This is a genomic window from Cryobacterium sp. Y62, from assembly GCF_002929785.1.
Classification (GTDB): Bacteria; Actinomycetota; Actinomycetes; order Actinomycetales; family Microbacteriaceae; genus Cryobacterium.
In genome coordinates this window covers 196,994-212,125 of record NZ_PJJK01000120.1, presented here as the reverse complement: position 1 = coordinate 212,125, position 15,132 = coordinate 196,994, and the positions used below count along the sequence as shown (strand labels likewise).

Here is a 15,132-nt window from a genome sequence, read left to right as displayed (position 1 = left end):
TTCGGCGCATCCGCCGACTATCAGACGCTGTTCCGCGAATTTGGAATCACCACCGAAGCCGTCGTCGCCGCTGCCAAGGAATCAATCAGCGCAGCCTGACGTTGTCTTAGGCGCATGGATAACCGCCGCAGGTCAACACCGCACGTCTCCATGACTCTCCATTGAACCGCTACAGCATGGCTGCCTGACGGCAGCACTATTAGGAGATTTTTACTATGACCACAGCTACCCCCCTCGCCCAGTTGTCCGCAGCCGGCGTCAGCATCTGGCTCGACGACCTGTCCCGTGAACGCATCAACTCCGGCGGACTGCAGGACCTGATCACGAATAGCAACGTCGTCGGCGTCACCACCAACCCGACCATCTTCGCCGGAGCCCTCGCCAAGGGCGAGGCATACACCGAGCAGGTGGCGATCCTCGCTGCGGCGGGCACGAACGTGGTCGACTCCGTCTTCGCCATCACGACCGACGACGTCGCTGCTGCCTGCGACATCTTCCGCCCCGTCTACGACTCGACCAACGGTCAGGATGGACGCGTTTCCATCGAGGTCGAGCCGAGCCTGGCCCGTAACGCTGCCGGAACGGTGACCGAAGCTCAGAAGCTTTGGGCCAAGGTCAATCGTCCCAACGCCATGATCAAGATCCCGGCGACGATCGAAGGCCTCCAAGCCATAACGGCAACGACCGCCCTCGGTATCAGCGTCAACGTCACCCTGATCTTCAGCCTTGAGCGTCACCGCCAGGTCATCAACGCTTATCTGGCCGGACTCGAGCAGGCTAAGGCTGCCGGCATCGACCTCTCTACGATTCACTCCGTTGCCTCGTTCTTCGTGTCGCGCGTTGACTCCGAGATCAATGCCCGCCTCGAGGCCATCGGAACCCCCGAAGCGCTCGCCCTGAAAAGCAAAGCCGGCGTCGCCAACGCCCAGCTGGCCTACCAGGTCTACGAGCAGGCATTCAGCAGCGAACGTGCCCTCGGCCTGATAAAGGCCGGTGCCACCAAGCAGCGCCCGCTCTGGGCTTCCACCGGCGTCAAGGATGCCAGCCTGCCCGACACCCTGTACGTGACCGAATTGGTTGCGCCTGAGGTCGTCAACACGATGCCCGAGAAGACCATGAAAGCTGCAGCCGACCACGGCGTTATCCCGACCGACTCGGTCACCGGCTCCTATGCCGCCGCAAACGCCGTGCTCGACGCATTGGCGGTGCAGGGCGTGTCGTACGACGACGTCACCCGTCTGCTCGAAGAAGAGGGTCTCTCCAAGTTCGAGGTGTCCTGGAACGAACTGCTCGACACCGTACAGACGGCCCTCACGGCCGCATCGACCAGCGCGGTCGTGTAATGAGCTTTCGTATCTCGGTGAGTGGCGCCGCGGCCGATGCTGTGCGCGCCACTGTTCCTGCGCTGGTGACCGATCTCATCGCCTCTGGCGTTACCGCTCATAACCCAGTGCTGTGGGGTCCGGAAGCGGAAGCCGAAGCAGCACTGCGCCTCGGCTGGACCGAGTCCGTGGTCGTCTCGCGGCCGCTCGTCGAACAAATCGTGGAACTGCGGGCCGTGCTGCAGGCACGAGGTGTCACCCAGATCGCCCTTGCCGGCATGGGTGGATCGTCTCTGGCCCCCGAGGTCATCACTCGCACCGCTGGCGTGAACCTCACCGTCCTCGATGCGACCGACCCCGGTCAGGTACTGGCTGCACTGAACGATAACCTCGCAGGAACGGCCCTCGTGGTCTCCTCGAAGAGTGGTTCGACCGTCGAAACCGACAGCCAGCGCCGCGTTTTTGAACGCGCTTTCCGGGCGATCGGCATCGATCCAGCCGAGCGCATCGTCGTCGTGACCGATCCAGGGTCACCGCTTGAGGCATCCGCTCGGGAAGCTGGCTACCGCGTCTTCAACGCTGACCCCAACGTCGGCGGACGTTACTCCGCGCTGACCGCGTTCGGCCTCGTACCGTCCGGGCTCGCCGGCGTCGATGTCGGCGCACTGCTCGACGAGGCCGAAGCCATCTCCCTGTCCTTGGCCGTCGACTCCCCCGAAAACCCGGGGCTCGTGCTTGGAGCAGCGATTGCCGCGACCAGCCCGCGCCGCGGTAAGCTCGCCATCGTCTCGGACGGCACCCACATTGTGGGCTTCGCCGACTGGGTCGAACAGCTCATCGCGGAATCGACCGGCAAGCTCGGAACCGGCATCCTGCCGATCGTGCTCGAACTCGATGCCCCCGAACTGACCGAGGTGCTGCCGGACGTACATCTCGTGCGGGTCGTCGCTGACGCCGGCACCGAACTGTTCACCGAGACGGGCGACGAGATCCGTGTCAGCGGAACCCTCGGTGCGCAGTTCTTGGTCTGGGAGTACGCGACCGCCGTCGCTGGGCGTCTGCTCGGCATCAATCCGTTCGATCAGCCCGACGTGGAGTCCGCCAAGATTGCCACCCGTGGTCTCCTCGACGCCCGCCCGGCGCCCGAGCCCGCTGCGTTTATCGCCGATGGCATCGAAGTGCGTGGCACGCCGCACGTCATCGGTGCTGCGAGCGACCTCGGTTCGGCCATCGATGCGTTGCTCGAAGAGCTGGGTCCGGATGGTTACGTGGCCGTGCAGGCCTACGTCAACCGACTGGATCTGCCCGAACTGGAGCAGATGCGTGGCAAGCTTGCCACGCTCTCCAAGCGCCCGGTGACCTTCGGCTGGGGGCCGCGCTTTCTGCACTCTACCGGACAGTTCCATAAAGGTGGAACGGCAACCGCTGTCTTCCTGCAAATTCTGGCCACGCCGGCCGAGGACCTCGATATTCCCGAGCGTCCATTCACCTTCGGCGAGCTCATTCAGGCGCAGGCCAGCGGCGATGCGAGTGTGCTCGCCGAGCACGGCCGCCCCGTGTTGACACTGACTCTGACCGACCCCAAGCAGAACATCAGTACCTTGTTTAACGCCCTAGGCTAACCAACCGGGGTTCCTCTCGGCCATCGGCCGCGAGGAACCCCACCCGCTTGCGCACCACCCCATTTCTTCGTGTCCCCTATTTTCTGCACTGTCCCGTTAAAGGAGCTGCATGTCCCCGGTGGAAATTACCCCGGAGTTTAATCCGCTCAGGTCGCCGTCCGACTACCGTCTGAATCGAATCGCCGGGCCGTCCAGCCTCGTGATCTTCGGCGTTACCGGGGACCTCGCGCGCAAGAAACTCATGCCTGCGGTCTATGACCTCGCCAACCGGGGGCTGCTGCCGCCAGGTTTTGCCCTGGTGGGCTTCGCCCGACGCGACTGGGACAACGAGGACTTCATGCAGGTGGTGCATGACGCCGTCAAGGAACACGCTCGAACCGACTTTCACGAGGATGTCTGGGCGCAGCTGGCCGAAGGCATCCGTTTCGTTTCGGGCACCTTCGACGATGACGATGCATTTGCTCGGTTGACGCAAACCATTGACGATCTGGACCGCGAACGCGGAACGATGGGCAACCATGCGTTCTACCTCGCCATTCCGCCGAAGGCATTCCCCCTCGTCACGGAGCAGTTGCGCCGTTCCGGCCTGGCCGAGCAGAAGAACGGCCAGTGGCGACGCGTCGTTATCGAGAAACCGTTCGGGAGCGACCTGAAAACGGCTCGCGAGCTCAATGACGTCGTCGAGTCGGTCTTTCCGCCAGACTCTGTTTTTCGCATCGATCACTACCTCGGCAAGGAGACGGTGCAGAATATTTTGGCACTGCGCTTCGCCAACGAGATGTTCGAACCGCTGTGGAACGCCAACCACGTCGAACACGTGCAGATCACCATGGCCGAGGACATCGGCGTCGGCGGTCGGGCCGGCTACTACGACGGTATCGGCGCCGCCCGCGACGTCATTCAGAACCACCTGCTGCAGCTGCTCGCGCTCACCGCTATGGAAGAACCGATCTCCTTCGACGCCGCCGACCTGCGCGCGGAGAAGGAAAAGGTGCTTGCTTCGGTGCGGCTACCCGCCGACCTCGGTCTCGGCACCGCCCGCGGGCAATACGCCGGCGGCTGGCAGGGCGGCGAAAAAGTCGCCGGTTTTCTCGAAGAAGACGGGATGAACCCGGACTCGGTTACCGAAACCTATGCGGCCATGCGCTTGACGATCGATACCCGGCGCTGGGCCGGCGTTCCGTTCTACCTGCGCGCCGGCAAACGCCTCGGACGTCGCGTGACAGAAATTGCCGTGGTCTTCAAGCGGGCCCCGCAATATTTGTTTGCGCCCGGCCAGACGGCCGAACTCGGCCACAACGCCCTCGTGATTCGGGTGCAGCCGGACGAAGGCGTCACCATCCGGTTCGGTTCCAAGGTTCCGGGAGTGGTCATGCAGGTTCGCGACGTGACCATGGACTTCGGTTATGGTCACGCCTTCACCGAGGCCAGCCCTGAAGCCTACGAGCGCCTCATCCTTGACGTACTTCTCGGCGACCCTCCGTTATTCCCCCGCCATGAAGAGGTCGAGCTGTCCTGGAAGATTCTGGATCCGGTGGAAGAATACTGGGCCACCCAGGGCCAGCCGGAACAGTACCGCCCCGGTACCTGGGGACCTCGAAGCGCTGACGACCTATTGGCCCGCGACGGCCGCACCTGGAGGCGACCATGATCGTCGATCTGCCCAACACGACCACTGCCAGGATTTCCAAGGCGCTGGTGCGCATCCGCGAGGAGGGCGGCGCAGTCGCCCTCGGGCGGGTGCTGACCCTGATCATCGCCTCCACCCTCGGACACGAGGAGGAAGCCATTGAGGCCGCCAACGATGCCTCGCGGGAACACCCCATGCGGGTCATCGTGGTCTCGACCCAGGAATATGATGAGACGGATGCCACGGCTCGCGTCGATGCGGAAATTCGCGTCGGAGGCGATGCCGGCGCAAGCGAAGTCATCGTGCTGCGCGTCTATGGTGATGCCGCGAACGATCCGGAAAGCTTGGTCACCGGCCTGCTCTTGTCGGATGCTCCCGTCGTGGCCTGGTGGCCGGGCACTGCACCGGCCGTTCCCGGTGACTCGCCTCTCGGCCGCATCGCATACCGGCGAATCACGGATTCCTCCGCCCAGCCGGACCCACAGTCGGCACTGCACCAGCTTTGCGGCAGTTACCGTCCCGGGGATACCGACTTCGCCTGGACCCGATTGACACTCTGGCGTGCCCAGTTAGCGGCCGTTTTGGACCAGCCGCCCTACGAGCCGATCATCGGCGTCCAAGTGACCGGCGCCGCAGCGTCGCCCTCGACCACGCTTCTCGCTGCCTGGTTGCAGATGCAGCTTCAGATTCCCGTGGACTGCATCCTGACAACGGGGCCCCTGGCCAATGGTGTGCACGGAGTGCAACTGAAGCGCGCATCCGGGATCATTTCCCTCGAACGCGGGGTTCCCGATATTGCTACCCTCACCCAGCCGGGCCAGCCGATGCAGGACCTGACGCTCAAGCGTCGCAGCCTGCGTGATTGCCTGGCCGATGAGCTGCGCCGACTCGATCCTGATGAGCTGTATGGTGAAGTGATCACGCGCGGTCTGCCGCAACTCGATGACGTGGTGGCCCAAAGAACCGGAGCGTGACCGTGACCAATGAACGACGCGTACTGCTGCACCAGAATAAGCAGGCTCTGGTCGGGTCGGTCGCTGCACGCTTTCTGACAAACATGGTTGACGTTCTGCATGAACAGGATGAGGCGAACGTCGTGCTCACCGGCGGTTCCGTCGGCATCGCTGTTCTGACTGCCATCAACGAATCGGCGGCCCGCGACACGATCGACTGGTCCCGGGTGAATTTTTGGTGGGGCGATGATCGTTGGCTGCCCCGTACCGATCCGGAACGTAACGAGCTGCAGGCGCGCGAAGCACTTTTGAACCATATCTCGGTCCCTGCGAAGAATATTCACGCTTTCGGAGCGTCCGACGACGTCAGCGCAATAGGAACGGATGCGATCGACGCTGCGGCCGCCCATTATGCGACAGAGTTATTGGCTCAAGCTTCCGAGGGCTCCCAGTACCCTCGTTTTGACGTCACGTTTCTCGGAGTCGGACCGGATGGGCATATCGCGTCGCTGTTCCCGCACCGATCAGGTATCCGCGAGCGTGAAGCCAGTGTCATCGCCGTGCGTGACTCCCCCAAGCCCCCGGCCGACCGACTGTCCTTGACTCGGCCCGTGATCAACTCTTCGGATCGCGTCTGGCTGGTGCTGGCCGGATCTGACAAAGCATCGGCGCTCGGGCTAGCTCTCGCCGGAGCCAGCCGCGACGAGGTGCCTGTTGCCGGGATCAAGGGCCGGTACCACACCGTTTTCTTCGTGGATAACGACGCCGCGGCTCAGGTGCCCGAAAGCCTGATCGCGGCTGCCGACTAGGCGGTCGGCGGGCATCCGCTCGATCAAATGCTCTGATGAGGAGTAGCAGGCAACACAAGGCCGGCTCTGAATTTCTCGAGAGCCGGCCTTGTGGGTCGCGTAGATCAGTTCGTGGGTTTGATCAGTTCGTAGGTGAGAGCTTGCCGCGACGAACGCGCAACTGGTTGAGCGCTTCCTCAAGGAGCGATTCGGCCTCTTCTTCGGTACGTCGCTCTTTGACGTAAGCCAGGTGGGTCTTGTAAGGCTCGAGCTTTACGACCGAAGGAGGATTCTCCTTGTCCCGGCCTGCGGGAAGCCCGGACGACGGACAATCGATGGTCACCGGGATCTCTTCGTCTGGCAGGCTCGCCGCAAAGTACCGTACGGTTTCATTGCCGAGAGCGTCCCAGTACGAGACCTTGATGCGGTCCGCGTGAAAACCCCGGTCTTGCTCGCCCATGGGGCCTGCGCCTACACGCGAGCCACGAATTGCGCTTCCGCCTGATGCCATCTTGTTCCTCCGTTGACTCGTGCAGTTGTGCGCTGCAGATTCGAGCTGTAATTGGTTCTACTGCTGTAGACGATGTGCCGTAAATGCCCGTTCACGGCCAATACATGGGCAACTTCAGGGTAACTCCGCACCACCCGAAAAGTTAAGCCCCTGTGTCAAACTTCGTGATCAATCCGAGAACGACGATGCAGGAGATCCACAACAGGCCCAGGATGATCGTGATGCGGTTGAGGTTGCGCTCGGCGACCCCCGACGCTCCCAGGTTGGAGGTCACGCCGCCGCCAAACATGTCGGACAGCCCACCGCCCCGCCCCTTGTGCAACAAAATGAGCATGGTGAGCAGAAGGCTCGTAATACCGACGAGCACCTGCATGACGACCTGGAGAATCTCCACACGAAACCTTTCACAAACACGGTGGGCGCAACTCTGGCGCCCAGACCATCGTAATTATACCCGCCACGCCCAAGCGAGGCGGTTGCCACACGGGCAACCGCCTCGCTTGCGACCGGCAGGGTGCGAGTCGGTTTAGAGACCGACGTGCTTTTGATAGCGGATGATGCTGGAAAACTCTGGAATATCCAGGCTTGCGCCGCCGACCAAGGCACCGTCAACGTTGGGCTCACGCATGAACGCAGCGATGTTGCCACTTTTGACCGAACCGCCATAGAGGATGCGGGTCTTGTCGGCTACATCCTGCCCAAGGGTGTCAGCAAGAACGCCGCGCAACGCGGCAGCGACCTGTTCCGCCTGTTCCGGCGTGGCAGCCTGGCCGGAACCAATGGCCCAGACCGGCTCGTACGCGACGACGATATCGGCAGCGTTGGTAACGCCGGCCAAAGCAGCGTGCAGCTGAGCAACGGGAACCGCACTCGGACCATGTACGGCAAGGTCTTCAGCACTCTCGCCGACGCAAATCAGCGGCACGAGATTGTGCTTCAAAGCGGCGGTCACCTTCGCAGCGACCTGCTCATCGGACTCGTTATGCAGGGTGCGGCGTTCGGAGTGACCGATGATGACGTACTGGCACTCCAGCTGGGCCAGGAACGAGCCCGAAATCTCACCGGTGTAGGCACCGGAGTCCTGCGCCGAGACATCCTGCGCGCCAAAGGCCAGCGGCAGCTTGTCGGCTGAAACCAGGGTCTGCACGCTTCGCAGGTCGGTGAACGGTGGAAAGACTGCCACCTCCACGGCGGCGAAGTCATGGTTAGCGTCCTTGAGATTCCAGGCAAGCTTCTGTACGAAAGCGATGGCCTGGAGGTGATCCAGGTTCATCTTCCAGTTGCCCGCGATCAGCGGTGTGCGCCGTGGGTTGATGTTCATTGCCATCCGAGGACCTCCAGTCCTGGCAGGCGCTTACCTTCGAGAAATTCAAGGCTGGCACCGCCGCCGGTAGAAATATGACCGAATTGGTCGTCATTGAAACCGAGAATACGCACGGCCGCGGCGGAATCGCCGCCGCCGACCACGCTGAGGCCAGTGACCTCGGTGAGTGCGGCGGCCACGGTCCGAGTGCCCTCCGCGAATGGCGCGAGTTCGAACACGCCCATCGGCCCATTCCAGAACACCGTGTTCGATGCCCGAATAATTTCGGCAAACGCCAAAGCGGTGTCTGGTCCGATATCGAGGCCGAGTCCCGCTGCGCCGAACGGAGTGTTCTCGATACCGTCGGCCGGGGTGATGACGTGTTCGGCATCTGCACCGAACTTCGAGGCCACCACGACATCGGTCGGGAGCACGATTTTAACGCCGAGGCGATCCGCCTCGGCCAGGTAACCGCGGACCGATTCGATCTGGTCACTCTCGAGCAGGCTCGCGCCGACCTGGTGTCCCTGCGCGGCCAGAAACGTGAACAGCATTCCGCCGCCGATCAGCAGCGAGTTCACACGGGGCAGCAGGTGGCCGATAACGCCGAGCTTGTCGCTCACTTTGGACCCGCCGAGGATAACCGTGTATGGCGCGTCCGGCTTTTCGGTCAGGCGATCGAGCACGTCAAGTTCGGCAGCGATGAGCAGTCCAGCAGCGCTCGGCAGGAGCGAGGCGAGATCGAACACACTGGCCTGCTTGCGGTGGACGACGCCGAAGCCATCCGAGACGAGTGCGTCGCCAAGCAGCGCGAGCTGCTGGGCGAATGCGAGGCGATCGGCATCCGTTTTGCTGGTTTCACCGGCGTTGAAGCGCAGGTTTTCCAGGACGACGATTTCGCCGTTCTGCAGCGCTGCGACGGCCGCGGTGGCCGAGGCGCCGACGGTGTCGGTGGCGAAGGCCACCGGAAGGCTAACCAGTTCACTCAGGCGAGTAGCAACGGGCTTCAAGCTGTACTGGGGATCAATGGCCCCGTCGGGGCGCCCAAGGTGAGAAACGATCACCACGCGGGCGCCCTGAGCGACGAGGGCGCTGAGGGTGGGCAGTGACGCCCGCACTCTTCCGTCGTCGGTGATCTGCCCGTTTTTCAGCGGAACATTCAGGTCGAAGCGGACAAGAACCCGCTTGCCGGTGAGGGAGCCAAGCGAGTCAAGCGTGCGTAACGTCACCGGGGGCCGTTAGAGTCGCTCGGCGACGAACTCGGTGAGGTCGACGAGACGGTTGGAGTAACCCCACTCATTGTCGTACCAGGAAGCAACCTTGACCTGGTCGCCGATCACCTTGGTGAGGCCGGCATCGAAGATTGAGGAGTGCGGGTCGCCGACGATGTCGCTGGAGACGATTGGGTCCTCGGTGTAGCTGAGGATCCCCTTGAGGGAGCCCTCGGCTGCAGCCTTGTAGGCGGCGTTCACTTCTTCGACCGTGACCGGGCGCGAGGCTGTCAGTGTGAGGTCGGTGATCGAACCGGTCGGAACCGGAACGCGCAGGGCATAACCGTCGAGCTTGCCGATGCTCTCCGGGATGACCAGGCCGAGTGCTTTGGCGGCACCGGTGGAGGTCGGGATGATGTTCAGCGCGGCGGCACGGGCACGACGGAGATCGCTGTGCGGGCCGTCCTGCAAGTTCTGGTCCGCCGTGTAGGCGTGGATCGTGGTCATGAGGCCACGCTCGATACCGAAGTTGTCGAGGAACACCTTGACGAGCGGTGCCAGGCAGTTCGTGGTGCAGGACGCGTTCGAGATGATGTTGTGAATCGCAGTGTCGTAGGTGTTTTCGTTCACACCGAGCACGAGGGTGGCAACGTCAGCACCGGTGGCCGGGGCAGAGACGATGACCTTCTTGGCGCCGGCTGCGATGTGCTTCTGCGCGTCGACGGCCTTGGTGAAGCGACCGGTGGATTCGATGACGATCTCGACGCCCATTGCGGCCCAGGGGAGGTTGGCCGGGTCGCGCTCGGCGAGCACCTTGATGGGCTTGCCGTTGACGATGATGTTGTCACCGTCGACCTCGACCGAGGCGTTCAAGCGGCCGGCGACGGAGTCGTACTTGAGCAGGTGAGCGAGCGACGCGGGGTCGCTGAGGTCGTTGACGGCGACGATTTCGATGTCGCTGCCCTTCGCGAGGGCTGCACGGAAGTAGTTACGGCCGATACGGCCGAATCCGTTGATGCCGATCTTTACGGACACAAATAACTCCTGTTGAAAAGGGCGCCGACGGCGCCATGAAATAAAATACGCACTAGTAACGCACTAGTAAAACAGCGGTGCCCCGCCCGCACTGAGGTGCACGGTCGGGGCACCGGCAGGCTACGAGAGTAGCAGCAGGCCGCTCGTCTTCTCGCGCGCCACGGTGAAACGGTCCTGAACGTTCGCCCAGTTGGCGATGTTCCAAAATGCCTTCACGTAGTCGGCACGCACGTTGCGATAGTCGAGGTAGTAAGCGTGCTCCCAAACGTCGAGCATGAGCACCGGAACGGTCCCGGCAGCGAAGTTCGACTGCTGGTCGAAGAACTGCTGAATGATCAGGCGCTGACCGATGGAGTCCCAGGCCAGGACAGCCCAGCCGGAACCCTGAACGCCGAGGGCGGCAGCGGTGAAGTGCGCCTGGAACTTGTCGAAGGAACCGAAGTTGTCATCGATCGCGGCGGCGAGCTCGCCGATCGGCTTGTCTCCGCCATTCGGGGAGAGGTTGGTCCAGAAGATGGAGTGATTGACGTGGCCGCCGAGATTGAAGGCGAGGTCCTTCTGCAGCTTGTTCACGTTGGCGAGGCTTCCGCTGTCACGGGCCTCGGCCAGCTGCGCCAGCGCGGTGTTCGCGCCGGTGACATACGCCTGGTGGTGCTTGCCATGGTGAAGTTCCATGATGGTGCCGCTGATACTGGGCTCGAGAGCCGAGTAATCGTAGTCAAGGGTGGGCAGGGTATATTCAGCCATTACTTATCTCCTCTTCAGTGGTGTCACCGCACGAGTGCGGCGACCTTGCGCACATTCAAGTGTACCTGCGGGTTTACGCGGCACAGAATTGATGACGTCAGTCGTCTTCCGGGTGCACGGGGTAGGGAACATCGGTTCCCTCGATGCCAAGCTCGACCGCTTTCTTGTCTGCCATGGCGAGCAGGCGGCGAATCCGGCCGGCGACGGCGTCCTTGGTCATTGGTGGATCGGCGTGGTGGCCCAGTTCATCGAGGCTGGAGTCACGAAAATTGAGGCGCAGATCGCCGGCATAGCGCAGGTGTTTGGGGATATCTTCGCCCAGGATATCCATGGCGCGCTGAACGCGGGCACAAGCGGCGACCGCGGCTTCGGCCGAACGGCGCAGGTTCGCGTCGTCAAAGTTGACCAGCCGGTTGGCGGTGGCACGCACTTCGCGGCGCTGCCGCAGCGTCTCCCAGTTGAGCACGGTGTTGGTGGCGCCCATGTGCACGAGCATGGCGCCGATGGCATCGCCATCGCGGATCACGACACGGTGCACTCCGCGCACTTCGCGAGCCTTGGCGGCGACGCCGAGGCGCCCGGCAGCGCCGACCAGCGCCATGGCCGCCTCGTTGCCGGGGCAGACGACCTCGAGTGCCGCCGACCGACCGGGATCGGTGAGCGTGCCGTTGGCAAGGAAGGCGCCGCGCCAGACGGCGGCGATCTCTTCCTTGGAGCCCGTGGTCAGTCGGTTTGGCAGACCGCGGATCGGTCGGCGACGAGCATCCAGCAGGCCGGTCTGACGCGCCAAGGTCTCGCCACCCTCGATGACCTGCACGAGGTAGTGGTTGGACTGACGGATACCCGTTGCGGCGATGACCTGCAGGGCGCTGCGCACACCATAGAGTTCGGCGAGGTCCTTGCGTACCCGGCGGGCCAGGATCTGGGTGTCGAGTTCGGATTCGATGGCGATGCGGCTGCTGATCATGTGCAAGCCTCCGGAGAACCGAAGAATGGTCGCCAATTCGGCGGCGCGCACGGTGGTCTTGGAGACCTCTACGCGGGATAGTTCATCTTTAACGTCGGCGGTGAGTGCCAATCGCTTTTCCATTCTGTTGATCAGTTGCGTTAGGTCTGAGTGGTGAGAGTGCGGTGGAGCAGCGGATGCTGAACCCGGTCTCGCTTATTCGCGTCCGAGGTCGCGGTGCTTGATATTAACCGCGACTCCGGGAAGTTTTTCGAGTCGGGACGCCAGTTCTCGGGCCATGGCGACGGAGCGATGTTTGCCTCCGGTGCAGCCGATACCGATGGTGGCATGGCGTTTGTTTTCCCGCTGGTACCCGGCCAAAACCGGTGCCAGGGCGGCCGCATAGTGGTCGATGAATTCGAGGGCACCTTTTTGGGCAAGTACAAAGTCTCTCACTTCCGGATCAACACCGGTGTGCGCGCGCAGCTCAGGGATCCAAAACGGGTTTGGCAGGAAGCGGGCATCGGCGACCAGATCGACATCCGTGGGCAGGCCATACTTGAAACCAAAGCTCATGATAGTGAGCTGCACGCCAGCCGCTCCGGCTGCGGCAAATCGCTCAGTGACGGTCGTCGCCAGCTGGTGCACGTTGAGGTCTGAGGTGTCGATGACCAGGTCGCTCGACTCCCGTACAGTCAGCAAGCGAGACCGCTCGGCCGCGATGCCGTCGAGCAGGGTGCCATCTCCCTGCAAGGGATGCGGCCGACGCACCGATTCAAAGCGGCGCACGAGCGCGTCATCTCGCGCTTCGAGGAAGATCACTTGAACCTGCGTGTTGCTGCGTAATTGCTGCACGGTTTCGAGAAAATCACCGAACAAGTCGCGGCCGCGAATGTCAACCACGGCGGCGATCTTGGGCAGGTTAGTACCGGCACGTTCGACCAGATCGACCAAGGGTCGAAGCATCTGCGGGGGCAGATTATCGACGACGTACCAGTCGAGATCTTCCAGCGCATTGGCTACGGTCGAGCGACCCGCCCCGGACATTCCCGTGACGATCAGCACTTCCTGCTTGTCGGGATCCGTAGTCATACGTTCAAAGCGCCTTAATGAAAAGTTGTGGGACTCTCAAGCCTACCCAGCGGGGAAGAGGTTCACGCGCGCAAATGGGCATGGATCGACTCGGCCAGCACCGGGCCGATGCCGCGGACATCTGCTATTTCCTGCACGGATGCGACCTTGAGCCGGGCTACCGAACCGAAATGCTGCAGCAGGACTTTGACCCGCGCGGGGCCGAGCCCGGCGATCTCCCCCAGAATCGAGGCAACGTCCTTCTTACGTCGGATGCGCTGATGGGTGATGGCAAACCGGTGCGCTTCGTCGCGGATGCGCTGAATCAGGAACAGAGCGTCGCTGTTGCGCGGCAGAATTACTGGGTAGTCGGAGTCGGGCAGCCAGATTTCTTCGAGCCGCTTGGCGATGCCGCACAGTTGAATTCCGGTCACGCCCGATTCAGCGAGGGCCCTCCTGGCCGCGGCGACCTGCGGTTGGCCACCGTCGACAATGAGCAGGTTCGGCTGGTACTTGAATTTGCCCCGCTTCTGCTCTATTTGGGCTATGTCGCTCTGACCTGCGACCGCGGTGGGAGCTGCATCTGCGCCATCCGCTGCACCGGATTCGGGTTTCAGGTAGGCGAGCCGGCGCGTGAGAATCTGGTAGATCGAGTCGGTGTCGTCGGTGGATACGGGAATGTTGAAGCGGCGGTATTCGTCTTTGCGGGGCAGTCCGTCTTCGAAGACGACCATCGATGCGACGATATTGGTGCCGCTGAGGTGGGACACGTCGTAGCATTCCATGCGCAGCGGGGCGGCCGGCATCTCCAGGGCTTCCTGAATGTCCTCGAGCGCCTTCGACCGCGCGACGAAGTCGGAGCTGCGCCGGGTTTTGTAGAGCATGAGCGCCTGTTTGGCGTTGTTGGTGGCCGTGACGAGGAGGGCGGCCTTCTCGCCGCGCTGCGCGGCCACCAGCCGCACCTTGCGCCCCGCTAGGTCGGCCAGCCAGATTTCAAGGGCTTCAGCGTCGTCGGGCAGTTCAGGCAGCACGATCTCGCGCGGCGGCTTCGACTCGTTGTTGTAGGCCGTCTGCATCATGGAGTCGATGAGCTCGCTCATGGTGACGTCGAGCTCCTTGTCGACCATCCAGCCACGCACACCGCGGATGCGACCACCCCGCACGATGAAGAGCTGCACGGCTGCCGCCAACTCGTCCTGCTCGATGGCGAACAGGTCGATGTCGACGTTGTCCCGCAGCACGACGGCACTCTTTTCGAGCACGGCATTGAGTGCCCGCACTTGGTCGCGCCGTTTGCCGGCGATTTCGTACTGCTGCGCTGCTGCTGCGTCTTTCATCTCCTCGGTGAGCTCGTTGATGAGCTTCTTGTCGTGACTGCCCATGAAGCTCACGAACTCGTTGACGATCTTGCGGTGATCCTCCATCGAAACCAGGCCGGAACAGGGGCCGAAGCAGCGCCCGATCTGCCCCGCGAAACACGGCTTGCCGCTCTGCATCGCCCGCTTGTAATTTGCGTTGTTGCAGGTGCGGATGGGGAAAGCCTTGAGCATGAGCTCAATGGTTTCGTGCACAGCCCACACCTTGGGGTAGGGACCGAAATAGCGAGCACCCTTGATACCCTCGGTGCGGGTTACCAAAGCGCGCGGCGCCTCGTCGCCCAGGGTGACGGCGAGGTACGGGTAGGACTTGTCGTCCTTGAACTGCACGTTGAACGGCGGATCGAACTCGTTGATCCACATCCATTCAAGCTGCAGGGCTTCGACCTCGGTGCCGACGACCGTCCACTCGACTCCGGTCGCGGTAGTGACCATGCGCCGGGTACGTTCGTGCAGGCTGTGCAGCGGTGCGAAGTAGTTGCTCAGCCGGGCCCGCAGGTTTTTAGCCTTGCCGACATAGAGGATGCGCCCGGTCGCGTCGCGAAACCGGTACACGCCGGGGTCCCGCGGAATCTCGCCCGCTTTCGGGCGATAGCTCAAGGAGTCAGACATGCCGT

General features: G+C 62.7%; 14 protein-coding genes. 5 read left to right on the top strand and 9 right to left on the bottom strand.

Translation table 11 applies throughout. From position 1 onward, the window contains the following. Positions 1-215: 215 nt before the first annotated feature. The 5 genes from tal (at position 216) to pgl (ending at position 6,336) form a co-directional block, all read left to right on the top strand. Positions 216-1,343 carry a transaldolase gene (gene tal / locus CXY71_RS19315; RefSeq protein ID WP_104139385.1) on the top strand — a complete coding sequence of 376 codons (1,128 nt, stop codon included), beginning with the start codon at positions 216-218 and terminating at the stop codon, positions 1,341-1,343. Then, the gene (locus CXY71_RS19310) at positions 1,343-2,944 is read left to right on the top strand and encodes a glucose-6-phosphate isomerase (RefSeq protein WP_104139382.1); all 1,602 of its coding nucleotides are present in this window, start codon (positions 1,343-1,345) and stop codon (positions 2,942-2,944) included. The genes tal and CXY71_RS19310 overlap by 1 nt, the downstream gene beginning before the upstream one ends. 109 nt (positions 2,945-3,053) lie before the next feature. Beyond that, entirely contained in the window at positions 3,054-4,595 is a 1,542-nt protein-coding gene (gene zwf, locus CXY71_RS19305; protein WP_104139379.1) for a glucose-6-phosphate dehydrogenase, read from the top strand. After that, positions 4,592-5,548, top strand: a complete 957-nt coding sequence (locus CXY71_RS19300; RefSeq protein ID WP_104139376.1) for a glucose-6-phosphate dehydrogenase assembly protein OpcA — start codon at positions 4,592-4,594, stop codon at positions 5,546-5,548. Before zwf ends, CXY71_RS19300 begins: the two co-directional genes overlap by 4 nt. A gap of 2 nt (positions 5,549-5,550) precedes the next feature. Next, a complete protein-coding gene (pgl, locus tag CXY71_RS19295) occupies positions 5,551-6,336 on the top strand; it encodes a 6-phosphogluconolactonase (protein ID WP_104139438.1) in 786 nt (261 codons plus the stop codon). A 121-nt stretch (positions 6,337-6,457) separates the two neighbouring features. On the opposite strand, the gene CXY71_RS19290 is transcribed toward pgl, so the two are convergent. From CXY71_RS19290 to uvrC, 9 genes are all read right to left on the bottom strand, one after another. Beyond that, positions 6,458-6,826, bottom strand: a complete 369-nt coding sequence (locus tag CXY71_RS19290) for an RNA polymerase-binding protein RbpA (protein WP_092107849.1) — start codon at positions 6,824-6,826, stop codon at positions 6,458-6,460. A gap of 142 nt (positions 6,827-6,968) precedes the next feature. Continuing rightward, positions 6,969-7,220 carry a preprotein translocase subunit SecG gene (secG, locus tag CXY71_RS19285; protein WP_092107845.1) on the bottom strand — a complete coding sequence of 84 codons (252 nt, stop codon included), beginning with the start codon at positions 7,218-7,220 and terminating at the stop codon, positions 6,969-6,971. A gap of 132 nt (positions 7,221-7,352) precedes the next feature. Beyond that, on the bottom strand, positions 7,353-8,147 hold the full coding sequence (gene tpiA / locus CXY71_RS19280; RefSeq protein ID WP_104139373.1) for a triose-phosphate isomerase: 795 nt from the start codon (positions 8,145-8,147) through the stop codon (positions 7,353-7,355). Then, positions 8,144-9,358, bottom strand: coding sequence for a phosphoglycerate kinase (gene pgk, locus CXY71_RS19275; protein ID WP_104139370.1), 1,215 nt, complete (start codon positions 9,356-9,358; stop codon positions 8,144-8,146). Before pgk ends, tpiA begins: the two co-directional genes overlap by 4 nt. A 9-nt stretch (positions 9,359-9,367) precedes the next feature. Further along, on the bottom strand, positions 9,368-10,375 hold the full coding sequence (gene gap, locus CXY71_RS19270) for a type I glyceraldehyde-3-phosphate dehydrogenase (RefSeq protein ID WP_104139367.1): 1,008 nt from the start codon (positions 10,373-10,375) through the stop codon (positions 9,368-9,370). A gap of 120 nt (positions 10,376-10,495) precedes the next feature. Continuing rightward, positions 10,496-11,122 (bottom strand): superoxide dismutase, encoded by a 627-nt coding sequence (locus CXY71_RS19265; RefSeq protein WP_104139364.1) that lies wholly within the window; start codon positions 11,120-11,122, stop codon positions 10,496-10,498. A 97-nt stretch (positions 11,123-11,219) separates the two neighbouring features. Continuing rightward, positions 11,220-12,200, bottom strand: a complete 981-nt coding sequence (gene whiA / locus CXY71_RS19260) for a DNA-binding protein WhiA (protein ID WP_104139361.1) — start codon at positions 12,198-12,200, stop codon at positions 11,220-11,222. A gap of 84 nt (positions 12,201-12,284) precedes the next feature. Continuing rightward, a complete protein-coding gene (gene rapZ / locus CXY71_RS19255) occupies positions 12,285-13,160 on the bottom strand; it encodes an RNase adapter RapZ (RefSeq protein ID WP_104139358.1) in 876 nt (291 codons plus the stop codon). Positions 13,161-13,222: 62 nt separating this feature from the next. Beyond that, complete coding sequence (gene uvrC / locus CXY71_RS19250; RefSeq protein WP_104139355.1) at positions 13,223-15,127, bottom strand: excinuclease ABC subunit UvrC; 1,905 nt, start codon at positions 15,125-15,127, stop codon at positions 13,223-13,225. Positions 15,128-15,132 lie beyond the last annotated feature (5 nt).